The organism is Halomonas sp. M4R1S46 (genome assembly GCF_025725685.1).
GTDB lineage: Bacteria > Pseudomonadota > Gammaproteobacteria > Pseudomonadales > Halomonadaceae > Halomonas.
Window position 1 is genome coordinate 2,693,978 of sequence record NZ_CP107008.1, and the last position, 23,994, is coordinate 2,717,971.

The following is a 23,994-nucleotide window of genomic DNA, read 5'->3' on the forward strand; positions in this document are numbered from 1 at the left end:
AATATGCCGGGACGTTGCGAAGTGTTACCCGGCCATGGGGCGGGTCACGGCAGGGCCCGGGTCACCGGCAGTCCGCCCCGCGTGGCCCCAGCATGGCGAGGCCACCCGCGCCGGACGGTACCCTCAAGGTGGCAAGGGATCAGAGCGCGAAGCGCTCGGCCAGGAGCCGGGCCACCGCGGCCTGGTCGTGATGGCCGATCCGCCGGGCCCCGGGGACGGCGTGATCCAGGGCCGGGTGGCCGTTGGCGGTGATGTGGGCCTCTCCCGCCAGGGCCAGCATCTCGGTGTCGTTGAGGTTGTCGCCGAAGGCCAGGCAACGCTCGGCCGGCACGTCGAGCCGCGCCAGCAGCGCCTCCAGGGCCGTACCCTTGTTGACCCCGGCGGCCATCAGCTCCAAGGAGTTGTCCGTGGAATAGGTGATATGCAGGGTCTCCCCCGCCAGCCGGCGGGCCTCGGCCTCCAGTCCGTCCAGGGTCTCGGGATCCCCGATATACAGCACCTTGCCCACCCGCTCGCCGTCCAGGGACGCCGGCGGCACGACCCGGTAGCCGAAGCCGGTATGGGCGTGCAGGGCCAGCAGCTCGGGTGCCTCGGCGTCGATCACCCACTCGTGGTCGTGGTAGAGGTTGAGCCGCACGCCGGCGGGCCGGGGCAGCGCGATCAGCGTGCGGGCCAGCGCGGCGGGCAGGTGGCGGGCGGCCACCAGGGTGCCGTCGGGTTCATGGGTATAGGCGCCGTTGGTGCTGACGAGATGGGCCGCGATACCGAGGCGGTCGCGAAACGCCAGCATGTCGCGGTAGTGGCGCCCCGAGGCCAGGGCGATATGGTGGCCCCGGGCCGCCAGGGCCCGCAGGGTCTCGACGGTGACGTCCGCCAGGGCGTGGTCCGCCCCGAGCAGGGTGCCGTCGAGGTCGGTGGCGATGAGGTGTGGCCCCATGGGCCCTCCGTGCGGGAAGCGTATGTGCTCCCAGTCTACCGCTTCGCCCGGGCGGACTCATCCACCCGGGCGAGGCATCCAGGGCAATCTCAGTTCGGCATGTCGAGGGGCGCCGGGGACAGGTCGAAGGGGGGCCTACGCCAGGGGTGAGGAGCACTGCTCCGAACGGGCTGGCCAGGGATGGCCAGCACCGGTCCTGCAAGCGGAGCAGGATGCGAGAGCGCCGCAGGGCGTCGGTAGCGCCCAGGGAGGGGTTCACAGCGCCCCCTCGTCGGTCCGGCGCCCCGGGACCTGTCGACGGATCAGCCCCGAGCGAAAACACGAACTACAGTAGCCCGGGGGGGATGACGTCAGGCCTTGGCCAGGCCCGCCGCGAGGGCGCCCGCCTGGGGCCCGACCACCAGGTGGTGGACGCCGCGGCCCAGCTCCTGGATCCCCTGGCAGCCCAGCGCCGCCAGGGCCGCGCCATCCAGTCGAGCCTCGTCGGCCAGCTCGACGCGCAACCGACTGTGGGCCAGGGCCTCCAGGCGACGCAGGTTGTCCGCCCCGCCCAGCGCCTCGAGCCAACGGCCGACCCGCTCGGCATCCGGCACTGGTACCGGCTCGGCGCCGACGGCCGTTTCGGCAGCGTCGCCCGGCGAAGCGTCGCTCGGCTCGGTCACGCCCTCGGCGGTCACGGCGGCGCGGATCTCGTCGGCCACGCCATCGGCGATGGGACCGAGGATCACCTGCAGACCACCACCGCTCAGGCGCAGGATGCCGCGGGCCCCGAGGGCCTTGAGGGCGGGCTCGTCGATGACGGTGGCATCCTCCAGCACCAGGCGCAGCCGGGTGGTGCAGGCGCCGACGCTGGCCAGGTTGGCCGCCCCGCCCAGGGCGGCGACGAAGGCCGGCCCCCGCTCGCCAGAAGGCTGGGGCGTCGCCTCGGCGGCCTCGCTCGCCGGCTCGCGGCCCGGGGTCGGCAGGTCGAAGCGCGTGATGGCCCAGCGGAAGAGGCCATAGTAGACGACGGCGTAGGCCAGGCCCACCGGGATCATTCGCCAGCCGTGGGTCGAGAGCCCGTAGGACAGGGCGTAGTCGAAGGCCCCGGCGGAGAAGGTGAAGCCCAGCTTGACGTCGAGCCAGTGCATCAGCGCCATGGACACCCCAGTGAGCAGCGCATGCAGCAGGTAGAGCAGCGGCGCCAGGAACATGAAGGTGAACTCGATGGGCTCGGTCACCCCGGTGAGGAAGGCGGTCAGCGCCAGCGACAGCAGCAGGCCGCCCACGCTGGCGCGCCGCCCCCGGGGCGCGGCGTGGTACATGGCCAGGGCCGCCGCCGGCAGGCCGAACATCATCACCGGGAAGAAGCCGGTCATGAAGCTTCCCGCCGTGGGGTCGCCGGCGAAGAAGCGGTTGAGATCCCCGCTGGCCCCCTCGAAGCTGCCGAACACGAACCACACCAGGCTGTTGAGCACGTGATGCAGCCCGGTGACGATCAGCAGGCGGTTCAGCGCGCCATAGACGAAGAGCCCCAGCTCGCCGGCATCGATCAGCCACTGGCCCAGGGCGTCGATGCCCTGCTGCACCGGCGGCCAGGCCAGGCCGAAGACCACTCCCAGCATCACCGCGGCCAGCCCGGTGGCGATGGGCACGAAGCGCCGGCCGCCGAAGAAGGCCAGGTAGTCGGGCAGCGCGATGGCCTTGTAGCGGTTGTAGAGCAGGCCCGCCACGCTGCCGATGATGATCCCGGCCAGCACCCCCATGTCGATCTCGGGGTTGAGGGAGGCCAGCACCGCCTCCAGCACCAGGTAGCCGATCACCCCGGCGAGCCCGGCGGCGCCGTTGTTGTCGTCGGCGAAGCCCACCGCCACGCCGATGGCGAAGATCAGCGCCAGGTTGGCGAAGATGGCGTTGCCCGCCTCGGCGATGAAGGGCACGTCGAGCAGGTCCGGCTGGCCCAGGCGCAGCAGCAGGCCGGCGACCGGCAGCACGGCGATGGGCAGCATCAGGGAGCGGCCGAGATGTTGCAGGCCGGCCATGAGTCGGGAACCGAGGGTGGTGCTCATGAGGGCATCCTCTCGCAGGGTGTCGTTGGGATGGTGGCGTCCGTGGCGAACCAGGCCGTCAGGCGCTGGCGCACCGCCGCGGCGTCGTCGAGCGCCAGCAGCTCGGGGAGCGTCTCGGCCAATGCGGCGGCGTCCAGGCGGCGCAGGGCGGCCTTGAGCGACGGCACCCGGGCCGGCTCCACGGAGAGCTCGTCGACGCCCAGGGCCACCAGCAGCGGGCCCGCCAGGTCATCGCCGGCGGCGGCACCGCAGACGCCCACCGGACAGGCCCCGGCGGCCCCTTCCACGGTGGCCTTGATCAGCGCCAGCACGGCGGGATGGAGGACGTCGGCCCGCGCCGCCAGGCGTGGCTCCTCGCGGTCCATGGCCAGGGTGTACTGGGTGAGATCGTTGGTGCCGATGGACAGGAAGTCGGCCTCGACGGCCAGCCGCCGGGCGCCGAGGGCCGCGCTCGGCACCTCGATCATGGCGCCCAGTGCCGGCAGCCGGGTCAGGCCCAGGGACTCGGCCAGGCCCTCGAGGCGGCCACGCACCCAGGCAAGCTCCCCGGCATCGGCGATCATCGGCACCATGATGCGCAGCCGTTCGGGGGCGGAGACCCGCAGCAGGGCGCGCAGCTGGGTATCGAGCAGCTCGGGATGGCTCTGCCACAGGCGCGCCCCGCGCACGCCGAGGGCGGGGTTGGGGACCGCCTGCAGGCGCAGGTAGGGCAGCTGCTTGTCGGCGCCGATATCCAGGGTGCGGATGATCACCGGCTTGCCGGCGAGGGCGTCCACCGCGGTCTGGTACTCGCGATGCTGGTCCTCCTCGTCGGGGGCGGCCTCGCGGGCGAGGAACAAGAACTCGCTGCGCATCAGGCCGATGCCGTCGGCGCCGGCCTCGGCGGCCAGCCGGGCCTCGTCGGCGGAGCCGATGTTGGCCCCCACCTCCACCTCGCGGCCGTCCCGGGTGACGGCGGGGGCATGGGCGGCCTCCCGCTCCCGGGCCTCGCGACCGGCGCGCTCGGCGACGGCCGCCTCGACCTGGGCCAGGCGCGCGGCATCGGGGGCCGGCTCCAGCACGCCGGCCGCGGCGTCGAGTACCGCACGCTCGCCGGCCAGCCCCATCAGGGCCTCCCCCATGGCCACCAGGCAGGGAATCCCGCGGGCCCGGGCCAGGATCGCCACGTGGGAGGTGGTGCCTCCCGCGGCGAGGCAGAGCCCCGCCGGGGCTCGGGCGGCGAGGGACACGAACTGCGAGGGCGTCAGGTCGTCGGCGAGCAGGATGGCGCCCTCGGGGAGGTCGGCGCCCTCCTCCGCGGCTTCGGCGAACTCGGCCATCACCCGGCGCTGCAGGTCGCGCAGGTCGGCGACCCGCCCGGCGAGCAGCGCATTGCCGCTGGCGGCCAGCCGCGCGGCCTCGTCGTCCAGGGCCTCACGCCAGGCCTGGCCGGGACTGCGGCCGGCCGCCAGGCGCGCCCCGGCGGCGTCGCGCAGGTCGGGGTCCGCCAACCAGGCCTGGTGGGCGGCGAAGACTTCCGCCTCGGCGTCCTGGCCGGCCGCCTCGGCCGCCCGCCGGGCAGCCTCCAGATGGTCGGCGACCCGGGCCAGGGCGCGGTCGAGCCGCGGCGCCTCCACCTCGGCTCCCGCCCCGTCCCGGGGCACCCGGGGCAAAGACGCCGTCACGGGCACCAGGGGGCCGACCGCCAGGCCGGCGCTCGCCACCAGGCCGGCGAGCTGGCCCTCCCCTGCCACCGGGGGCGGTGCCGCCGGCGCGGGGGCCGACGCCTCCCGCTCCGGGGTGGTCAGCAGGGCCTCGACCGCGTCCAGCGCCGCCTCGGCGGCGTCGCCCCGGGCCTGCAGGGTCAGGCGGTCGCCCTCGCAGAGCCCCAGATTCATCAGCGCGCTCAGGCTGTCGGCATCGGCGCGGCCGGCGGCGGAGGTCACCGTCAGGGTCACCGCCCGGTCGCGGGCGATGGCGCGCAGCCGGGCCGCCGGGCGCGCATGCAGGCCGGCGGCCAGCGCCAGGCGCACCTCCCGGGAGCGGTCCGGCCCCTCGGCCGCGGCCGGCGTCGGGCGCCCTTCCTCGGCCACCAGGGTCAGCAGCGGCTCGCCCCGTGCCACCCGGGCGCCGGCGGCCAGGCTTGCCGGCGCCAGGCGAAAGCCGGAGGAGGCCGTGACCACCAGGGGGGTAATCAAGGCCGTGGCCCGACGGGCCAGGAGGTCCGGATCGAAGCGGCACAACGGCTGGCCGGTGGTCACCCGGTCGCCGGTCGCCACCCAGAGCTCGATCCCCTCGCCGTCCAGCGCCACGGTGTCGAGGCCCAGGTGCAGCAACAGCTCGACGCCCTCGGCGGTGCGCAGGGTCAGGGCATGGCGGGTGCGGGCACACTGCACCACCTCGCCATCGCAGGGGGCATGCAGGGTGTCGCCCAGGGGATCCAGGGCGATGCCCTCGCCCAGGGTCCGCTCGGCGAAGACGGGGTCTGGCACCTCGGCCAGGGGCAGCACGACGCCCTCGACCGGCGCCAGCAATGTCAGGGAAGGGGTAGGCATGGAAGTCTCCATGAGGTTGTTTTTGTGAGTCCACAACAGACGCTTAAGACTTCTTTCAACAAGTCGACGAGAGATGGGCTCTTCCGGCGCCAAGCCCCGGAGTGCCGGACCATCGCGAGGGCGCTGTAAACCCTTCCCTGGGCGCTACTCTTGCCCTGCGGCACTAAAGCATCCTGCGCCGCTTGCAGGACCTGGGTTGGCCATCCTGGCCAACCCGCTCGGCGGGAAGAACATTCGCTGGATGTTCTTCTCCTTCCGCCTCGTCCATGGCAAAAGCCCCTCGCTTCGTCTTGCCCCCGGCGCTCATCATCGCCGGCACTTGGAAAGGAACTTCTAGAGGGTGCGGGTGACCTTGCGCAGGTGGCGCGGCCGGTCCGGGTCGCTGCCCCGGGCCTCGGCCAGCCCCGCCGCCATGCCGTAGAAGCTCTGGATCACCGACAGCGGCTGCAGGTCGTCGTGACCGGCATCGGTCAGGGTCAGCCGGCGCTTGGCGACGCCTGCATCGGCGGCCAGCAGCACTCTCGCCCCGATGCCTTCCAGCCAGTCGGCCAGCTCGAGCAGGCCCGCCTGCTCGGCGCCAGGCGGCGCGAACACCAGCACCGGGTAGCCGGCCTCGATCAGCGCCATGGGACCGTGGCGGACCTCGGCGCCGCTGAACGGCTCGGCCTGGATGGCACAGGTTTCCTTGAACTTGAGGGCCGCCTCCTGGGCCACCGCCAGGCCCGCGCCGCGGCCGATCACCATCATCCGCTCGACCCCGACCAGCGCCTCGATGGCCGGCGACCAGTCCTGCTCCCCGGCCCGGGTCAGGCGTTCGGGCAGCCCCGCCAGGGCCTCGCCCAGGGCGCGGTCGGGCCCCCAGCCGGCGACCAGCTGGGCGGCGGCGGACAGCGTGGCCAGGTAGCTCTTGGTGGCCGCCACGCTGCGCTCCTCGCCGGCGTAGAGCGGCAGCTCGTCGTCGCTGGCCGCGCCCAGCGGCGACTCGGGGGTGTTGACCAGCGCCAGGGTCCGGGCCCCGCCGCCGGCCAGGGCACGCTGGGCGGCGACCAGGTCCGGGCTCTGCCCCGACTGGGAAATCGCCACCGCCAGCTGCCCGGCCAGCCGCCAGGGGGCCTCGGCCAGGGTGGCGAGCGACGGCGGCAGGGAGGCGACCGGGATGCCCAGGTGCTTCATGACCAGATAGGCCAGATAGGTCGCCGCATGGTCGGAACTGCCCCGGGCCACGGTCATGGCGCCGTGGGGGGGCGCCTCGCGCAGGCGGGCACCGAGGGCCGCCAGGGCCTCGGCGTTGCGCTGCAGCTGGCCGCGGATTCGCTCCGGGGCATTGCGTGCCTCTTCAAGCATCAGTGACATGGGAATCTCCTTCGACGCGTCGGCCTGCCACATGCACGGCCCGCAGGTTGAGGTCAGGGTCCAGCACCACCAGGTCGGCGCGCGCGCCCGGCGCCAGCCGCCCGATGTCCTGCCGCCCCAGGAAGTCGGCGGGGAAGCGCGACAGTCGGTCGGAGGCCTCGGCCAGCGTCAGGCCGAGGCTCACCAGGTTGCGCAGCGCCTGGTCCATGGTCAGGGTGCTGCCGGCCAGGGTGCCGTCGGCCAGGCGCACGCCGCCCAGGCACTTGGTGACGGCCTGCTCGCCGAGGCGGTACTCGCCGTCGGGCATGCCCGCCGCCGCGGTGGAATCGGTCACGGCATACAGCCGGGGGATGCAGCGCAGCGCGGTGCGGATCGCGCCGGGATGCACGTGCAGCAGGTCGGGGATCAGCTCGGCATACTCGGCGTGAGCCAGGGCCGCCCCGACCATGCCGGGCTTGCGGTGATGCAACCCGGTCATGGCGTTGAACAGGTGGGTGAAGCCGCAGGCGCCATGCTCCAGTGCCGCCACCCCGTCCTCGTAGCTGCCCAGGGTGTGGCCGAGCTGCACCCGCACGCCCCGGTCGCTGAGCCAGCGGATCAACGCGTGGTGGCCGGCCAGCTCCGGGGCCAGGGTGAGCAGGCGGATCGGGGCCAGGCGACTCAGGGCCTCGACCTCCTCGATTCCCCCGGGCCGGGCATGGGACGGCTGGGCGCCGAGCTTGCCGGGGTTGAGGTAGGGCCCCTCCAGGTGGACGCCCAGCACCCGGCTGGCCAGCGCCTCGGGCGCCTCGAGGTAGGCGCCGATCTCGCCGAGCACGCGGCGGATCTCGGCGTCCGGCGCGGTCATGGTGGTCGCCAGCAGGCTGGTGGTGCCGAAGCGCGCGTGGGTGCGGGCCACGGTGGCCAGGGCCTCGCCGCCCTCCATGACGTCGGCCCCGCCGCCGCCGTGGACGTGCAGGTCGATGAAACCGGGCAGGATGCACGGCGCGTCGTTGTCGGCGGGATCCACCGGCGCATCGGGCAGCGCCGTGATATGGCCGTCGCGGCACTTGAGCTCGCCGTGCCGCCAGCCGTCGGGAGTGAGGATGTTGCCGTGGAGCATGGGGCCTCCGTCTAACGGGTGAGCTCGACGATGAAGTCGTAGTAGTCGGTGCGGCAGTAGGTGACGGTCAGCTCCGCCGGGGTGCCGTCGGCCAGGTACCCCAGGCGGGTGACCTCGAGCAGCGCCTGGCCCTCGGGCACCTCGGCCAGCCGCGCCAGCTCGACGCCGGCATTGACCGCGCTGACATGCTGCAGGGCCCGGGCGATCGGCCGGCCGATGGCCTCGAGCGTCGCGTAGAGCGAGGCCTCCACCGCCTCGGGATCGCCGAGGATCGTCTCGGGCAGGCAGCTCTCCTCCACCGCCATCACCACCCCATCGGCCAGGCGCAGTCGCTTGAGCCGGGCGACGCGGGCGTCGCCGCCGAGCCCCAGGCGCAGGCTCTCCTCGGCGGTGGGCGCGGCCAGGCGCCGTGACAGCCAGTGCGAGCGTGGCGTGAAGCCGCGCTGGGTGAGCATCTCGGTGAAGCTGACCAGGCGGGTGAGCGGCTGGTTGAGCCGCGGCGTGATGAAGGTGCCCGAGCCCCGTGTCCGGCGGATCAGGCCCAACTCCGCCAGCCGGTCCAGGGCCTTGCGGGCGGTGATCCGCGAGACGTCCAGGGTCTCGGCCAGGGCGCGCTCGGAGGGCAGCGCCTCCCCCGCCTGCCAGGCCCCGGCCTCGATGGCCTGCTCCAGCCGGCTGGCCAACTGGTGGTAGAGCGGCGTGGAGAGGGTGGCGTCGAGACGCAGCTGCTGCAGGCGATCATCCATCGGGGAACCTCTTCCAGGATCGTGACAATACCAATATAGACCACATGAAATACCAATCAAATACCAATTAGCCTCGACCTTGGTCGAAGGGCAGCGTCGGGCGCGGCCCGACCATCGCCGGAATCGACATCCGCGACGTCCCGGGGCGCCGGGGTGACGGGGTGACGGGGGCTGACGAAACGGGCGCGTCCCCCGATTGGCGCAGGCTGGCGGAATCCGTATAGTGGCCCCCCTACTCCGCCAATCGATCGTGACCATGCTGCAGAACAACTCGGTGCTTGCTCAGCTCAAGCAACAGATCCGCGACAACACGCCCCGCGTCGAGGGAGTCATCAAGGCCACCGACCGCGGCTTCGGTTTCCTCGAGACCGACGACGGCGAGTCCTACTTCGTGCCGCCCCCCGCCATGAAGCAGGTCCTCCACGGCGACCGCGTCGGGGCCGTCCTCCACGAGGAAGGCGAGAAGACGTCGGTGGAGCCCGACACCCTGGTCGAGACCGGCATGGAACGCTTCATCGCCCGCGTGCAGAAGCGCGACGGGCGCCTGGCGGTGATCCCCGACCACCCCTCGGTGAACAACGTCCTCAAGGCGCGCATCAAGCGCAGCCTCGACGAGGCGAGCATCGGCGAGGGCGACTGGGTGGTGGCCCGACTGGTGCGCCATCCCCTCAAGCCCGACGACCGCGCCTTCTTCACCCAGATCGACGAGCTGGTGGCCAAGACCGACGACCCGGCCGTGCCGTGGCGCGTGACCCTGGCCCGCCATGCCCTGGAGCAGGAATGCCCCGATGCCGGCGATGACTGGCCGCTGCGCGACGAGGGTCTCGAGCGCGAGGACCTGACCGCCGAGCCCTTCTTCACCATCGACGGCGAGAAGACCCGGGACATGGACGATGCCCTGCGCATCGAGCCGCGCGCCGAGGGCGGCTGGCGCCTGACCGTGGCCATCGCCGACCCCACCGCCTATGTGGAGGAAGGCCACGCCGCCGACCTGGAGGCCCGCACCCGCGCCTTCACCGTCTACCTGCCGGGCCAGAACGTGACCATGCTGCCCGAGCAGCTGGCCGACGACCTCTGCTCGCTGTGGGAGGACCGGGACCGCCCGGTGCTGGCCTGCCGCCTGGACATCGAGGCCGATGGCGGCCTCGGCGACTACCGCTTCTTCGCCGCCACCGCCCGCTCGCATGCCAAGCTGGTCTATGACCGCGTCTCCGACTGGCTCGAGGGCCAGGGCGACTGGGCGCCGAGCGACGCCGTCGGCGAGCAGCTCAAGGCCCTGGCCGCGCTCACCGAGGCCAGGGCCGACTGGCGGGCCCGGCACGCCCTGGTGTTCAAGGACCGTCCCGACTATGTCTTCGACCTGGACGAGGCGGGCAACGTGCTGGACATCCGTACCGAGGAGCGGCGCATCGCCAACCGCATGATCGAGGAGTCGATGATCGCGGCCAACGCCTGCTGCGCGCACCTGCTGGCCGAGCACGTGGGCCACGGCATCTTCAACGTCCACCGCGCCTTCGAGCCGGAGAAGGCCGAGGCCGCCCACGAGTTCCTCACCGCCCAGGACATCGCGGTGGCCCCCGAGGCGCTCACCGAGCTGCCCCGCTACCGGGAGCTCAAGCGCGAGCTCGAGGGGCGCGATGACGCCTGGCTGGACGCGCGCCTGCGCCGCTTCCAGGGCTTCACCAGCATGTCCGCGCGCCCCGGCCCCCACTTCGGCCTGGGCCTCGAGGCCTACGCCACCTGGACCTCGCCGATCCGCAAGTACGGCGACATGGTCAACCACCGGCTGATCAAGCGGGTACTCAAGGGCGAACAGGCCCCGGCCGAGGCCAGCCAGGCGCTCACCGAGCAGCTCACCGAACGCCGGCGGCTCAACCGCATGGCCGAGCGCGACGTCAAGGACTGGCTCTATGTGCGCTACCTGAGCCCGTCCGCCGAGGCCGGCGAGGCCTTCGATGCCGAGATCATCGCCATCAATCGCGGCGGCATGCGGGTCCGCCTGACCGCCAACGGCGCCACCGCCTTCATCCCGGCGCCGCTGATGCACAGCGACCGCGACAAGGTGGTGATCGACGACAAGGAAGGCCGCATCCAGATCGAGGGCGAGGAGCGCTTCAAGCTCGGCGATCACCTGCGGGTCGCGCTGACCGAGGCCCGCGAGGCGACCCGCTCGCTGGTCGGCCGCCCGGTCGACTGAACCTGAAGCATCCGGCGAGTCGAGCCTCGGGGCCTGTCCCCGAGACAGCTTGTCACTCCATGAACGGCGGCCGGCGGGCCGCCGTCTTGCGTTCGGGCTGTCGTCGAACTGTCGCAAAGGGAGCGTAGCCTGGTGGCTGAACCACCGGCCCGCGCGGGAGGGACCCCTTGCATATCGCCGACGTCACCATGTTCCACGCCCCCTCGAGCGGCGGCGTGCGCACCTACCTCCAGGCCAAGCAGCAAAGCCTCGCCAGCCGGCCCGGCCTGCGCACCAGCCTGCTGGTTCCCGGCGCCGAGCGCGACAGCCTGGGCGACATGCTTGCCTTGCCCGCCCTGCGGCTGCCGCTGGGCCAGGGCTACCGTTTCCCGCTGCGTCGCGCCCCCTGGCGCGAGGCCCTGGTCGGGCTCGCCCCCGACCTGATCGAGGCCGGCGACCCCTACGTCACCGCCTGGGCGGCCCTGGACGCCGGCCAGGCCCTGGGCGTGCCGGTGGTGGGCTTCTACCATTCCGACCTGCCGCGGCTGATGGGCGACCGCTTCGGCGCCGGCGTGCGCCGCCGCCTGCAGCGCTACGTGGCCGATCTCTACGGCCGCTTCGACAGCGTGCTGGCCCCCTGCCGAACCCTGGCCGAACGGCTCGCCGGCTGGGGCGTCGAGCGGGTGCGGGTGCAGCCGCTGGGCGTCGACCTCACGACCTTCCACCCCGACCGTGCCGACCCGGCGTGGCGGGCCTCGCTGGGGCTCGCCGAGAACACCCGGTTGCTGGTCTTCGCCGGACGCAACTCCCGGGAGAAGCACGTGGACGTGCTGCTACGGGTGATGCAGCGCCTGGGCCGGCCCTACCACCTGCTGCTGATGGGTCCGGGCATGCCCGCCCGGGTGCCCGACAACGTCAGCGTGGTATCGCGCTACTGCGACCGGCGGGAAGTGGCCCGGGCGTTGGCCAGCGCCGACGCCATGCTGCATGCCGGGACCCGCGAAACCTTCGGCCTGGTGGTACTGGAGGCCATGGCCTGTGGCCTGCCGGTGGTGGCGGCCCGGGCCGGGGCGCTGATCGAGAACGTGCCGTTGGGCGCCGGGCGGCTCTGCGAGCCCCTCGCGGCGGAGGACATGGCGCGCGCCGTGGAGGAGCTGTTCCTCAACGACGTGGCGGCCAGCGGGCGCCACGCCCGGCGCCACGTCGAGCGGCGCTTCCGCTGGGACACGGTCATCGATGGCCTGCTGGACCACTATGGTGAGCTGACCCCGGCAGTGGCGACCGCCGGCCAGGCGCGGCATGGCTGAGGGGTTCCCGCGGCCGACGCGCCTCGGGGCGCGCGCGGGATGGCTGGCACTGGCCCTGGTCCTGGCGCTGGTGGTGCCCGTGCTGATCGGCGGCCCCGAGAGCCTGACGGCGCTGCGCGTCTTCCCCGCCCCACTGCTGGCCCTGATGCTGGGCATGGTCGCGCTGGGCTGGAACCTCAATGCCCTGCGCCTGCGCCTGCTGCTCGCCGGGCGGGCCGGGCGCCTGGGCCAGCGCCGGGCGCTGGGCATGGTGATGGCCAGCGAGTTCGCGCTCTGCGCCACGCCCGGCGGCAGTGGCGGCCCGGCGACGCTGCTGGTGCTGCTGGCCCGGCGCGGGCTGCCCCCCGCCCGGGGCTCGGCGGTGTTCATGGCCGACCAGTGCTGCGACCTGCTGTTCTTCCTGCTGGCCCTGGTCGGGCTGGCCGCGGGATCGCTGTGGCAGGCCGCGAGCTGGCCCCATCCGGGGCTGCTGGGGGCGGCCATCGCCGGCCTGGCCGTGCTGCTGGCGGGCCTGGCACTGCTGATCCACCGCCTGTCGGGGTTGTTGCGTCGGGCGCCGCTGCGTCGCGCGCCGTGTCACCGGGGACCCTGGCTGACGCGACGCCTGCTGCGCTTCCGTCACGCCCTGCTGGCCACCCTGCGCCTGCCGCGCCATACCCTGGCGCTGGTCATGCTGTGCTGTGCCGGCCACTGGCTGTTGCGCTACAGCCTGCTCTACCTGGCCCTGGCCGGCCTCGGGGCCGAGGTCGGCTGGGCCTGGACCTTCCTGGTGCAGATGCTGGCCATGGCCGCCGGCCAGTTGAGCCTGCTGCCGGGGGGCGCGGGAGCGGCGGAACTCGGCACCGGCATGCTGCTGATGCCATGGGTGGGCCCGGCCACGGCGGGGGCCGCCGTGGTGGTGTGGCGCTTCGTCACCTATCACGTCTACCTGCTGGCCGGGGCGCCGGTCTTCCTGGCCATGGTCGGTACGGCCCTGAGGCGGCGGGATCGGGCCAGCACGCGGCGTCCCGCCTGACCCGCTCCCGGCTCAATCCGCGCGCAGGGCCCGCGCCAGCATGTCGGTGACCGGCTTGGCCAGGTAGCTGGCCAGCGTCCGGCTGGCGGTGTGCAGGCGGACCTCGGCCGGCATCCCGGCCATCAGGCGCATCGCCTCGGGCATCGCTTCGCGCTCCGCCTCGCTCACCTGGAGACGCACCTTGTAGAAGCGGCGCCCCGTGGACTCGTCCTCGAAGCTGTCGGCGGAGACCCGCCGCACGGTCCCCTCGATCACCCTCGAGCGCCCCCGGTTGAAGGCACTGAAGCGGATCTCCGCGGGCTGCCCCGGGTAGACATTGTCGATGTCGCTGTCGGCGACCCGCGCCTCGACGACGAAGGCCTCGCCCTGGGGGACGATCTCCAGGATGGTGGTGCCCGGCTCGATCACCGCCCCCCGGGTGTGCACCGCCAGGCCCACCACCGTCCCCGCCACCGGGGCCGCGATGGAGGTCCGGCGGCGCTGGTCGCGCAGCGCCGTCAAACGCTCCTCGGCGTCGGCGATCTCCCGCCGGGTCTCGCGCAGGCGCCCCCCTAGCTCCTGACGGAATTCCTGGATGCGTACCTGCTTCTGCAGGTCGTTCTCGCTGATCCGGGAGCGCAGGCGGGCCATCTCGGTGCGGTGCTGTTCGATCTCGCCCTGATACTGCAGGATCTCCCGCTCCAGCTCCCGCAGGCGACGGTTGTCCCCCAGGCCATCCTTGAACAGCGAGCGGTAGGCCTCGGCATCCTCGCGCAGCGAGGCCAGCTGCTCGCGGCTGACCCGGATCATCGACTCGCGCCCCTCGATACGCCGGTGCAGCTGCTCGGTCTGCTGGTCCAGCGAGGCCAGGGCCCCGTCGAGGGCCTCCCGGCGGGCATGGAAGAGGCCGCGCTGCACGGCCGTCAGCTGCTGGAGCCGTGGCTCCTCGGGATCGCGCAGTTCGGGGGGGAAACGCAGCGTCTCCTGCCCGGCCTGCTCGGCCATCAGGCGAACCTCGGCGGCGCGATTGATCAGGTACTGCGAGCGGGCGATCTGCAGGCGTGACTCGACCCGGGTGTCGTCCAGCACCACCAGGGGCTGGCCTTCCTCGACGCGGTCGCCGTCCTCGACCTCGATACGCCGGACGATGCCCCCCTCGAGGTGCTGCACCGTCTTCTTGGAGGACGCGACCATGACCCGCCCCGGGGCGATGACCGAGACCGCCAACTCGGCCGACACGGCCCAGCCGCCGAAGCCAAACAGGCAGACCAGTACCAGCGCCAGGCCCAGGCGACGGTGGAGCCGGTCGCCGACCGGCGGCACCCGGGAGGACGCGACAGGGGAAGAATGACTCATGGGGCCTCCGAATCGCTGGTCCGACGACGGGCCACCTTGCCAGCCCCTCCCTCGCCATCGCGGCCCGCCATCCGCGCCAGCACGCGATCCCGCGGGCCGCACAGCCGGACCCGCCCGCTCTCCAGCACCAGCAGGCGGTCGACCCGGCGCAGCACCCCCGTGCGGTGGCTGATGACCAGCAGGGTGACGCCCTCCTCCCGCAGGGCGCCCATGGCCTGGGCGAGGGCCTGCTCGCCGCGATGATCGAGATTGCTGTTGGGCTCGTCCAGGACGACCAGGGCGGGCTTGGCATAGAGCGCACGGGCCAGGCCGATGCGCTGGCGCTGGCCGGCGGAGAGCACGCCGCCACTCGCCTCGATGCGGGTGTCATAGCCATCGGGAAGCCGCAGGATCATCTCGTGCACGCCGGCACGACGGGCGGCCTCGATGACCTTGTCGCTGTCGACCGTAGCGAAGCGGGCGATGTTCTCGCCGATGGTGCCACTGAACAGCTCGACGTCCTGGGGCAGGTAGCCGAGGTGGGGCCCCAGCGTCTCGCGATCCCAGCGCGCGATATCCGCCCCATCCAGGCGCACGCAGCCGTCCCAGGCCGGCCAGACCCCCAGCACCAGCCGCGCCAGGGTCGACTTGCCCGAGGCGCTGGGACCGATGATGCCGACCTGCTCGCCCGGCTCGAGGCGCAGGTCGATGCCGGCCACGATGGGGCGAGCCCCACCCGGCGCCCCGGCCGTGACGTTCTCCAGGGCCAGCCGGCCCTCGGGGCGGGGCAGTGACATGGCCGGGGGCGACGGCGGCTGCTCGCGAAACAGCGCCTCGAGGCGACGGTAGGCGGCCCGCGCCCCGACGATACCGCGCCAGCTGCCGACCAGCTGATCCACCGGGGACAGCACGCGTCCCAGCAGGATCGACCCGGCGATCATCATCCCCGGGGTGATACGCTCCTCGAGCACCAGCAGGGCACCCAGCCCCAGGATCAGCGACTGCAGCAGCAGGCGCAGGGCCCGGGTCAGGCTCGAGAGCATCGCGGCCCGGTCGCTGGCCCGTGACTGCATCCACAGGCCGCCCCGATGACGCGTCAGCCAGCGTCCGGCGATACTCGACAGCATGCCCATGGCGTCGAGGGCCTCGGCATTGCGCAGATTGCCGGCGGCCAGCTCCCGGGCCCCGCTCTGCTCGCGCCCCGCCTCGTCCAGCAGCCCCCGAGTGGCCTTCTCGCTGACCACCACCAGCGCCAGCAGGATGACACCGGCGAGGCTGGCAAAGCCCCCGAACCAGGGATCGAACAGGTACAGCAGGCCGAGATAGACCGGCACCCAGACGACATCGAAGAAGGCCAGCAGCCCGCCCCCGGCCAGTCCCTGGCGAAGGGTCGCGAGGTCGTCCAGCGGCCAGGCGGATTGCCCCGCCGCGTGGCGCAGGCCACGCCGGAACATCGCCGCATGCAGGGGCTCGCTGACCCAGGCGTCGAAGCGGTTGCCGAGGCGCACCAGGATGCCCGCCCGCACCCATTCGAGGCCGCCGACCACCATGAACAGGAAGACCACGACCAGGGTCAGCATCAGCAGGGTCTCCTCGCTGCCGGTGGTGATCACGCGGTCGTAGACCTGGAGCATGTACAGGGCCGGCGTCAGCATCAGCAGGTTGAGACACAGGCTGAACCCGGCCACCCAGAGCAGGGAGCCCCGACAGGCGGTCAGCGCGTGGTGCGGTGTGGTGTTCGAGTCAGACGCCATAACGCATATCCGGAATGCAGCCCCTCGCGCGGGAGCCCTTCCCCACCTCCCTGCTTCAGATAAACCGATGGTCGGTCGACATAAGCGAGCGATCCTGGCCATTGCCCGCCACGCCGTTGACGCCCTTCATCACCATATAGAACACTAAAAAAGCCATGTCTTATCATGGAACGTGCGGCACCTTACCTGGCACCATGACCATCTTCAAGCTGCCAAAATCGTCTCCAATCGGCGACGGCACAGGGCCGATATATCGTCGGAATAACCGCGATAAACGGGTGAAAGTGACCAGAGAAAGTGTCGCCAAATTCAGACAAAAAGGAGCCCTTGAATGAGCTCAATCATCGAGGTTGATACCGACACCAGCGCCGATGAACTCCAGACATTGATCCGGGATGCCGCCCCTGGCACCACCGTGAAGCTCGCCGCCGGCGACTTCGAATTCGACAATGCCATCACCATCGACCGCTCCGATATCTCCCTGGTAGGCGCGGGGAGCGGAGACACGCGACTGACGTTCACCGATACGGCCCTGTCGCGCAGTGATGATCACGCGATCCACCTGGATGGCAGCGAGAACACCGACCTCGGGGAACTCGCCGCCGACGCGGGGCAAGGTGCACGACGCCTGACGCTGGACGGCACCCAGGAGCTCGCCGTCGGCGATACCATCCGGGTCTGGCAGGACAACGACGACGCCTTCCTCGACGCGATCGGCGACAGCTCCTGGCGCAAGGTGGAGCACGCGGAACTGCGTACCAGCATGGCCAAGGTCACCGGCGTCGAGGGCAACGAGATCACCCTCGATCGCGGCGTCCGCTTCGATTTCCAGTCGGGACAGGCCGAGGTGGAGAAACTCGAGACGGTGGATAACGTCGGCCTGAAGGGCTTCAGCGTCGACTTCGAGCTCGGCGAGGCCGACGCCGGCGAGTTCTCGAACACCAAGGACGACCTGACCGACTATCGGGCGGTGCACCTGGAAGGGACGGTGAACAGCGACCTCGAGGACATCCGAATCGACGATGGCCCGTCCACGGCCTTCCGCTTCTCCCGGGCCATGGACCTTCAGGCCGACGACCTGCAGGCCCACGGCGCCTTCAACAAGGGCAGCGGCGGCAACGGCTACGCCTTTGAGCTGCACGAGAGCTACGACGGACGGCTCACCGGCCTCGAGGACAGCGGCATGCGCCATGGCCTGGTCTTCGCCTCCTGGCGGTCCTCGGTGGGCAACGACGTCGAGGTGGCGTCCACCACCCGGGACGTCAACTTCCACGGCGGCCGGGATCACGACAACAGCGTCCGCGTCCTGCGCTCGGAACGAGACCCGGAGGCCGACGCGCTGTCGCCGACCCTGTATGTCAACGAGGACGGCGAGAGCTTCGGCGCTCCCACCGACGCCGAGGCCAACCGGGTGACCTTCGACTATGTCCTCGGCTCGCGCCGCGAGGACGAGATCCAGGGCTCGGACGACGGTGTCTACCTGGATGGCGGCCTGGGACACGACGTGCTGCTGGGCGGTGCGGGCAACGACCTCCTCCAGGGCGGGCCCGGCGATGACTGGTATGACGGCACCGACCGGCTCGACGGTGGCCAGGGGGTCGATACCGCGCGCTACACGGGCGACGTGTCCGCCCACGAGATCGCCTTCACCGAGGACGGCATCGTGGTGACCGGCCAGGGCAGCGAGGACACCCTGGTCGACATGGAGTTCGCGGTCTTCGGCGACGGCACCACCCTGCACCTGGCCTCGGGGAACGCCTTCGCCGGCACGGCCCTCGAGACACCCGACGCCGAGGAGATCCTCGCCGGCGACGGGGAGACACCGGCGCTGCTGGACGACGATGCCGAGCTGCTGGTCACCGGCAACGTCACCAGCCAGTGGTCATCGGGCTATGTCGCCGAGGTCTTCGTCGAGAACGTCTCCAATGAGGATATCGTCGATCCCGAGCTGGGCTTCGACCTGCCCGCCGAGATCGCCACCCTGTGGAACGGCGACCTCGCCGGAGGGACCGACGGCTATCGCGTCCAGGACGACAACGCCAACACCCTCGCCCCGGGTGAAGCCTGGCGTTTCGCCTTCAAGGCCAGTGGCGAGGACGCGCTGCCCGGCGCGATGACGGCCAGCGATACGGAGGGTCAGACCCTGGACGTGCAGGTCCTCGGACTGGGCAACACCGCCATCGAGGAAGTGGCCGCCTGAGGCCGGCAGTGCGGCACGGGCAGGTAAAGAAAGGGCACCCCCGGGTGCCCTTTTTCGTTCCCTGTCGCCCGATGGCGTCGTCGGGGTGACCCGCCCGCCCCAGGCCGGGCACGATCGGAAAGCGGACGGGGACGACAGCCGGGATACTCATACTTTTTCACTACAAAACATGCTTTATTGTTACAATAGATACACAAACTATTTTATGAAATAACGCTAATGTAATTTCATTGGCTCTCCAAAGCTCCCGCACATCAATTCCTTACAGAACAATGACGGGGCATCGCCGGAAATGGCCCTCAAAGGCCCGCAAGCCCGCCCATCGGAAGGGGCGCGAGGCCGTTTTACTTGACCGACAACTCTAATTAGGATTCGCAGCCATCGTGGCGGCAGAAGGACGGCGGTCGTGGGTATCAGACGCGACACGGCGCCGGCCACTCCACCGCGTGTCCGGTGAGGGCCATGACGGCCCGGACCGCCACATCACCTGGCTCGACACGACCACAGTGTCGATGTTCAAGGCGCTTCTTGGAGGGCAATCCCCATGACCACCATCGATATCGATCCCTCGATCACCGCCGACGATCTGCAGACCCTGATCGACGAGGCGCCGAGTGGAGCCACCCTTCGCCTTGCCGCCGGCCACTACGAGTTCGACGATGCCCTGCTCATCTCGCGCTCCGACGTTTCCCTGGTCGGCGCCGGTGCCGGCGAGACGGTGCTGACCTTCAGTGACCGGGCCCTGTCGAGCAACGACTATGCCATTCGGCTCGACGGGACGGAGAAGACCTGCACGGGGGAGCTGGCCACCGACGTCAGCGAGGGCAGCCGCCAGCTGACGCTCGCGGGGGACCACGACTTCCAGACCGGCGACACCCTGCGCCTCTGGCAGGACAATGACGACGCCTTCTTCGACGCGATCGGCGACACCAGCTGGCGCAAGGTGCAACACGCCGAGCTGCGCACCAGCATGGCCAGGATCGAGTCGGTCGAGGGGGATACCATCACCCTCGATCGCGGCGTCCACTTCGACTTCGAAGCCGGCAAGACCCAGGTCGCCAGCATGGAGACCGTGGACAACGTCACCCTGGAGGGCTTCAGTGTCGACTTCACGCTAGGTACCCCCGACCCCGGTACCTTCGAGAACACCCTGGGCGAGTTGACCGGTTTCAACGCTGTCCTGTTGACCGGCACCACGGATACCCGGCTCTCCGACATCAGGGTGCATGACGGCCCCTCCACGGCCTTCCGGTTCTCCAGGACCCTCGACCCCGTCGCCGAGGATCTCGAGGCCCACGGCACCTTCAACAAGGGCAGTGGCGGCAATGGCTACGCCTTTGAGCTGCACGAGAGCTACGATGGCCAGCTCACCGGCCTCGAGGACAGTGGCATGCGCCACAGCCTCGTCTTCGCCTCCTGGCGTTCCTCGGTGGGCAACGAGGCCGAGATCGCCTTCACCGATCGCGATGTCAACTTCCACGGCGGCCGGGATCACGACAACAGTGTCCGCGTCCTGCGCTCGGAGCGGGACCCGGAAGCCGATGCCCTGTCACCGTCGCTGTATGTCAACGAGGGGGGCGAGAGCTTCGGGGCGCCCACCGATCCCGAGGCCAACGAGGTGGTGTTCGATTACCTGATCGGCTCGCGCCGGGATGACGAGGTCCAGGGCTCGGACGACGGCGTCTACCTGAATGGCGGCCTGGGCCATGACACGCTGTCGGGCGGTGCGGGCGACGATATCCTCCAGGGAGGGCCGGGCGACGACTGGTACGACGGTACCGACCGGCTCGACGGCGGCCAGGGCGTCGATACCGCACGCTACACCGGCGACTTCGCGGACCACGACATCCAATTCGGTGAGAACGGCGTCACCATCATTGGCCAGGGCAGCCAGGACACCCTGACCGACATGGAGTTCGCGGTCTTCGGCGACGGCATCACCCTGCATCTGGCCTCGGGGAATGCCTTCCGCGGCAGCCCCCTCCAGATCCCCAGCCCCGAGGAGATTCTCAGCGGTGGCGGCAACGACCCGGCGATGATGATCACCAGCCAGGTCACCAGCAGCTGGTCATCGGGGTATGTCGCCGAGGTCTTCGTCGAGAATGTTTCCGATGCGGATATCATCAATCCCGAGATCGGTTTCGACCTGGCCGCCGATATCGACACCCTGTGGAACGGCGACATCACCCGGGATGCCGACAGCTACTGGGTGCGGGACGACAGCGACAACGTCCTCGCGCCGGGGGACAGCTGGCGCTTCGCCTTCAAGGCCTATGGCGAGGAAACGACACCCAGCCATGTGGCGGCACGGGACGAGCACGGCCAGCCCCTGGAGATCCTCGGCAAGGGGGGAGAAACCCCGGCCCTGCTGGATGACGACGCCGAGCTGCTGGTCACCGGCAATCTCACCAGCCAGTGGTCCTCGGGCCATGTCGCCGAGGTCTTCGTCGAGAATATCTCCGATGACGACATCATCGACCCGGAGCTGGGCTTCACGCTGCCCGCCCGGATCGACACCCTGTGGAATGGCGATCTCGCCGGCGGGGCCGAGGGCTACCGGGTCCGGGACGACAGCGACCTCACCCTCGCGCCCGGCGAGGCCTGGCGCTTCGCCTTCAAGGCCTACGGCGAGGACACGCTGCCCGCCGAGATGACCGCCGAGGACGCGGCGGGCCAGGCCCTGGACGTCCAGGTCCTCGGGCTGGGCAACACCGCGATCGAGGAAGTCGCCGGCTGAGTTCGCGAGCTGACCGGGGCCCTTGGGTCCCCGGTCGTCCTGCTCCCACGTCCGCTGGCCGTTAATACACTACACTTCGGTATGTGCCATAGTAGTCACAATTCATTACAAAACTAGTCCGTCCCGAGCGACACAAGCGGGACGACGCCAAGGAAGCTGCCCATGGCCAACCCCTGGGGACTACGCAGCAAGTCCACCGTGACGCTGCTGATCGCCTGCCTGCTGGCGCTGGTGCCGGCACTGCTGATCGGCTGGCAGGCGATCGACGATGTCCGACGCCACTTCGCCAGCGGCTATGCCGAGCAGTACACCCTGCTGCACATGCAGAAGATCCTCACCCCCGTCTCCCGGGAGCTGGCGCTGTCACGCCGCCTCGCCGACTCGGTGGTGACTCGGGAGTGGCTCCTGGACCCCGAGGATCCCGTCAAGCGCGACCGCTTCTTCCGCGAGGCGGAGGGCTTCCGCTGGCAGTTCAGCGGCGATGCCTACTTCATGATTCACCACGCCACCGGTGACTACTACTTCAACGACGGCACGCGAGCCGAGAGCCACTCGCCCCGCTACCGGCTCTCCCCCGAGGATCCCGACGACACCTGGTATTTCTCGACCATGGACAGCACCGGGACCTACGACATCAACGTCAACCAGGACGAGAAGCTCGGCCTGGCCAAGGTCTGGATCAACGTCAAGGTCCGGCACGACGGTCGCGCCCTGGGGCTTGCCGGCGGCGGCCTCGACCTGACCCGCTTCCTCGATCGCTTCCTTCGCGACGATACTCCCGGCCTGACACCGATGATCGTCAATCCCCGGGGCGACCTCCAGGCCCACCCCGAGCGCCGGCGACTGGCCTTCAACTCCGGGGCCGACGCCCTCGAGGCGAGCGAGGCACAACGCCTGTCGTCGATGCTCGGGAACGAGTCCCAACGCGAGCGACTGAGCTCGGCCATGCAGGCGGCCATGCGCCGTCCCGGCCAGGTCCACAGCCTGGAGGCCACCCTGGAGGGCGAACCCCGCCTGCTCAGCGTCGGCTATATCCCGGAACTCGAATGGTTGCTGGTCACCGCCCTGGACCTGGACGCGGCCCCGATCCTCGAGAACCGCTGGCTGTGGTCGCTTATCGTTGCCCTGACCCTGGTCCTGGTCATCCTGATGGCCGGCTTCGCCCTCGGCATCGAGCGCCTGATTCTCGGGCCGCTGCGGCGCCTCCAGCAGTCTGCCCGGGCCATCGCCGGTGGCGATTTCGACCATGCCCTGCCCACCGAGCGCGGCGACGAGATCGGCGAGCTCTCACGGGACTTCTCGCACATGGCACGGCAGGTCGAGCGCCATACCCAGGACCTGGAGGACAAGGTGCATCAACGCACCCGGGACCTGGAGCAGACCAACGCCGAGATGGCCCTGGCCCGCCGCCAGATCGATGCCTCCCTGGAATACGCCAGCATCATCCAGCGCGCGATCCTGCCCAACCGCCAGTTGCAGGATCACCTGCCCCGCCATCACGCGATCATGTGGCGACCCCGGGATGTGGTGGGCGGCGACTTCTACGTGTTCCGTGCCACCGAACGCGGCTGGCTGATGGGGGTCATCGACTGTGCCGGCCATGGGGTGCCGGGGTCGCTGATGACCATGCTGGCCCGGGCCATCATCGACAATGCCATCCTTCATGTCGGCGCCGACGATCCGGCCGCCATCCTCAACGAAACGGACCGCCAGAACCGCAGTACCCTGCACAAGGACACCCTGCCCCGCTCGATCGCCACCAACATGGACATGGGCCTGGTCTGGGTGGATCCCGCGGCCGGCCGGCTGACCTTCGCCGGCGCCAAGATGTCGTTGTACGCCAGCGACGGCGACCGGCTCGAGGTCCAGGCCGGCGGCAAGCGCGCCCTGGGCGACAAGCGCGCCATGACCTATGAAAATCAGCATATGCCCCTGCACCGGGGCTGGACCTACACCCTGGCCACCGACGGCTTCCTCGACCAGGCCGGCGGTGAACACGGCTTCGGCTTCGGCCACAGCCGCTTCGAGGCGATGCTCAGGCGCCATGCCAACGACCCGCTGCACCGTCAGGTCGAGGCCTTCGGCGAGGCGCTCGACCGCTACCGCGGCGAGCTGCCCCAGCGTGACGACATCACCCTGCTGAGCTTCCGCTTCGATGACGAGACCCCGACCACGCCGAGTGCGAGCGGCGCGTTCACCACCCATCCCGAACGTCCCGTCCACCAGGAGGTGTCATGGACCTGCTGACACTGCGCGACAACTACCTGCAGCAACGGATCATGCTGTGCTTCAACGGCCCGATCTCCCGCAGCCTGATCGAGGAGATCGGTCATGCGCTGCGCAACTACCTGAACAGCCAGTCCGCGGCGCCCTCCGAGGCGATGGACGTGTTCGCCGTCTATATCGAGATGACCCAGAACATCCGCCACTATGCCCGCCGCCAGGGCTATGACGAACAGACGGCCACCGCCACCCTGGCCGTGGCCCGGGATCCCCAGGGGCATTACTTGGTCTCGGCGGGCAACCTGGTGAAGGAAGCCGACGGGCAGCGCCTGGTCGAGACCGTCGAGCACCTGGCCAGTCTCGACGCCGCCGCCCTCAAGCACGCCTACAAGCAGCAGTTGCGGCGTCCCCGGGAGGATGCCGGGGGCGGTGCGGGGTTGGGGCTGATCGACATGGCCCGCAAGTCCAGCCAGCCGCTGACGGCCTCGCTTCAGGCGTTGCCCTCGGGGCTAAGCTTCTTTAGCCTGACAGCCACTATCTAATCCGGA

At 70.6% G+C, this 23,994-nt stretch carries 15 protein-coding genes; 7 read left to right on the plus strand and 8 right to left on the minus strand.

What is annotated here, in order from left to right; translation table 11 throughout:
• Positions 1–139: 139 nt before the first annotated feature.
• From OCT48_RS12645 to OCT48_RS12670, 6 genes are all read right to left on the minus strand, one after another.
• Positions 140–937 carry an HAD family hydrolase gene (locus OCT48_RS12645; RefSeq protein WP_263589492.1) on the minus strand — a complete coding sequence of 266 codons (798 nt, stop codon included), beginning with the start codon at positions 935–937 and terminating at the stop codon, positions 140–142.
• A 350-nt stretch (positions 938–1,287) separates the two neighbouring features.
• Positions 1,288–2,985: an N-acetylglucosamine-specific PTS transporter subunit IIBC gene (nagE, locus tag OCT48_RS12650; protein WP_263589493.1), complete on the minus strand. Its 1,698-nt coding sequence runs from the start codon at positions 2,983–2,985 to the stop codon at positions 1,288–1,290.
• Entirely contained in the window at positions 2,982–5,519 is a 2,538-nt protein-coding gene (gene ptsP / locus OCT48_RS12655; protein WP_263589494.1) for a phosphoenolpyruvate--protein phosphotransferase, read from the minus strand. Before ptsP ends, nagE begins: the two co-directional genes overlap by 4 nt.
• A 333-nt stretch (positions 5,520–5,852) precedes the next feature.
• Complete coding sequence (locus tag OCT48_RS12660) at positions 5,853–6,872, minus strand: SIS domain-containing protein (RefSeq protein WP_263589495.1); 1,020 nt, start codon at positions 6,870–6,872, stop codon at positions 5,853–5,855.
• Entirely contained in the window at positions 6,856–7,974 is a 1,119-nt protein-coding gene (nagA, locus tag OCT48_RS12665; protein ID WP_263589496.1) for an N-acetylglucosamine-6-phosphate deacetylase, read from the minus strand. The genes OCT48_RS12660 and nagA overlap by 17 nt, the downstream gene beginning before the upstream one ends.
• A gap of 11 nt (positions 7,975–7,985) precedes the next feature.
• The gene (locus OCT48_RS12670) at positions 7,986–8,720 is read right to left on the minus strand and encodes a GntR family transcriptional regulator (RefSeq protein WP_263589497.1); all 735 of its coding nucleotides are present in this window, start codon (positions 8,718–8,720) and stop codon (positions 7,986–7,988) included.
• 256 nt (positions 8,721–8,976) lie between these two features.
• Between OCT48_RS12670 and OCT48_RS12675 the strand changes: the two genes are divergently transcribed.
• The 3 genes from OCT48_RS12675 (at position 8,977) to OCT48_RS12685 (ending at position 13,218) form a co-directional block, all read left to right on the plus strand.
• Positions 8,977–10,917 (plus strand): exoribonuclease II, encoded by a 1,941-nt coding sequence (locus OCT48_RS12675; RefSeq protein WP_263589498.1) that lies wholly within the window; start codon positions 8,977–8,979, stop codon positions 10,915–10,917.
• 167 nt (positions 10,918–11,084) lie between these two features.
• On the plus strand, positions 11,085–12,203 hold the full coding sequence (locus tag OCT48_RS12680; protein ID WP_263589499.1) for a glycosyltransferase: 1,119 nt from the start codon (positions 11,085–11,087) through the stop codon (positions 12,201–12,203).
• Positions 12,196–13,218 (plus strand): lysylphosphatidylglycerol synthase transmembrane domain-containing protein, encoded by a 1,023-nt coding sequence (locus OCT48_RS12685; protein ID WP_263589500.1) that lies wholly within the window; start codon positions 12,196–12,198, stop codon positions 13,216–13,218. The genes OCT48_RS12680 and OCT48_RS12685 overlap by 8 nt, the downstream gene beginning before the upstream one ends.
• A gap of 12 nt (positions 13,219–13,230) precedes the next feature.
• Here the strand turns inward: OCT48_RS12685 and OCT48_RS12690 are convergent, their stop codons facing one another.
• Positions 13,231–14,553 carry an HlyD family type I secretion periplasmic adaptor subunit gene (locus OCT48_RS12690; RefSeq protein WP_263589501.1) on the minus strand — a complete coding sequence of 441 codons (1,323 nt, stop codon included), beginning with the start codon at positions 14,551–14,553 and terminating at the stop codon, positions 13,231–13,233.
• On the minus strand, positions 14,550–16,286 hold the full coding sequence (locus tag OCT48_RS12695; RefSeq protein ID WP_263589502.1) for a type I secretion system permease/ATPase: 1,737 nt from the start codon (positions 16,284–16,286) through the stop codon (positions 14,550–14,552). Before OCT48_RS12695 ends, OCT48_RS12690 begins: the two co-directional genes overlap by 4 nt.
• Before the next feature lie 331 nt (positions 16,287–16,617).
• On the opposite strand from OCT48_RS12695, the gene OCT48_RS19530 reads away from it, so the two are divergent.
• The 4 genes from OCT48_RS19530 (at position 16,618) to siaB (ending at position 23,988) form a co-directional block, all read left to right on the plus strand.
• Positions 16,618–18,486, plus strand: a complete 1,869-nt coding sequence (locus tag OCT48_RS19530) for a cellulose binding domain-containing protein (RefSeq protein ID WP_318152499.1) — start codon at positions 16,618–16,620, stop codon at positions 18,484–18,486.
• 544 nt (positions 18,487–19,030) lie between these two features.
• Positions 19,031–21,223, plus strand: coding sequence for a cellulose binding domain-containing protein (locus OCT48_RS19535; protein WP_318152500.1), 2,193 nt, complete (start codon positions 19,031–19,033; stop codon positions 21,221–21,223).
• Positions 21,224–21,385: 162 nt separating this feature from the next.
• Positions 21,386–23,470, plus strand: a complete 2,085-nt coding sequence (siaA, locus tag OCT48_RS12720) for a biofilm regulation protein phosphatase SiaA (protein WP_263589503.1) — start codon at positions 21,386–21,388, stop codon at positions 23,468–23,470.
• Positions 23,458–23,988 carry a biofilm regulation protein kinase SiaB gene (siaB, locus tag OCT48_RS12725; RefSeq protein ID WP_263589504.1) on the plus strand — a complete coding sequence of 177 codons (531 nt, stop codon included), beginning with the start codon at positions 23,458–23,460 and terminating at the stop codon, positions 23,986–23,988. The genes siaA and siaB overlap by 13 nt, the downstream gene beginning before the upstream one ends.
• Positions 23,989–23,994 lie beyond the last annotated feature (6 nt).

Excerpts from the sequence above, each read along its gene's own strand:
- OCT48_RS12645 (WP_263589492.1), bottom strand. The coding sequence starts at position 937 with ATGGGGCCACACCTCATCGCCACCGACCTCGACGGCACCCTGCTCGGG.
- nagE (WP_263589493.1), bottom strand. The coding sequence starts at position 2,985 with ATGAGCACCACCCTCGGTTCCCGACTCATGGCCGGCCTGCAACATCTC.
- ptsP (WP_263589494.1), bottom strand. The coding sequence starts at position 5,519 with ATGCCTACCCCTTCCCTGACATTGCTGGCGCCGGTCGAGGGCGTCGTG.
- OCT48_RS12660 (WP_263589495.1), bottom strand. The coding sequence starts at position 6,872 with ATGTCACTGATGCTTGAAGAGGCACGCAATGCCCCGGAGCGAATCCGC.
- nagA (WP_263589496.1), bottom strand. The coding sequence starts at position 7,974 with ATGCTCCACGGCAACATCCTCACTCCCGACGGCTGGCGGCACGGCGAG.
- OCT48_RS12670 (WP_263589497.1), bottom strand. The coding sequence starts at position 8,720 with ATGGATGATCGCCTGCAGCAGCTGCGTCTCGACGCCACCCTCTCCACG.
- OCT48_RS12675 (WP_263589498.1), top strand. The coding sequence starts at position 8,977 with ATGCTGCAGAACAACTCGGTGCTTGCTCAGCTCAAGCAACAGATCCGC.
- OCT48_RS12685 (WP_263589500.1), top strand. The coding sequence starts at position 12,196 with ATGGCTGAGGGGTTCCCGCGGCCGACGCGCCTCGGGGCGCGCGCGGGA.
- OCT48_RS12690 (WP_263589501.1), bottom strand. The coding sequence starts at position 14,553 with ATGAGTCATTCTTCCCCTGTCGCGTCCTCCCGGGTGCCGCCGGTCGGC.
- OCT48_RS12695 (WP_263589502.1), bottom strand. The coding sequence starts at position 16,286 with ATGGCGTCTGACTCGAACACCACACCGCACCACGCGCTGACCGCCTGT.
- OCT48_RS19530 (WP_318152499.1), top strand. The coding sequence starts at position 16,618 with ATGAGCTCAATCATCGAGGTTGATACCGACACCAGCGCCGATGAACTC.
- OCT48_RS19535 (WP_318152500.1), top strand. The coding sequence starts at position 19,031 with ATGACCACCATCGATATCGATCCCTCGATCACCGCCGACGATCTGCAG.
- siaA (WP_263589503.1), top strand. The coding sequence starts at position 21,386 with ATGGCCAACCCCTGGGGACTACGCAGCAAGTCCACCGTGACGCTGCTG.
- siaB (WP_263589504.1), top strand. The coding sequence starts at position 23,458 with ATGGACCTGCTGACACTGCGCGACAACTACCTGCAGCAACGGATCATG.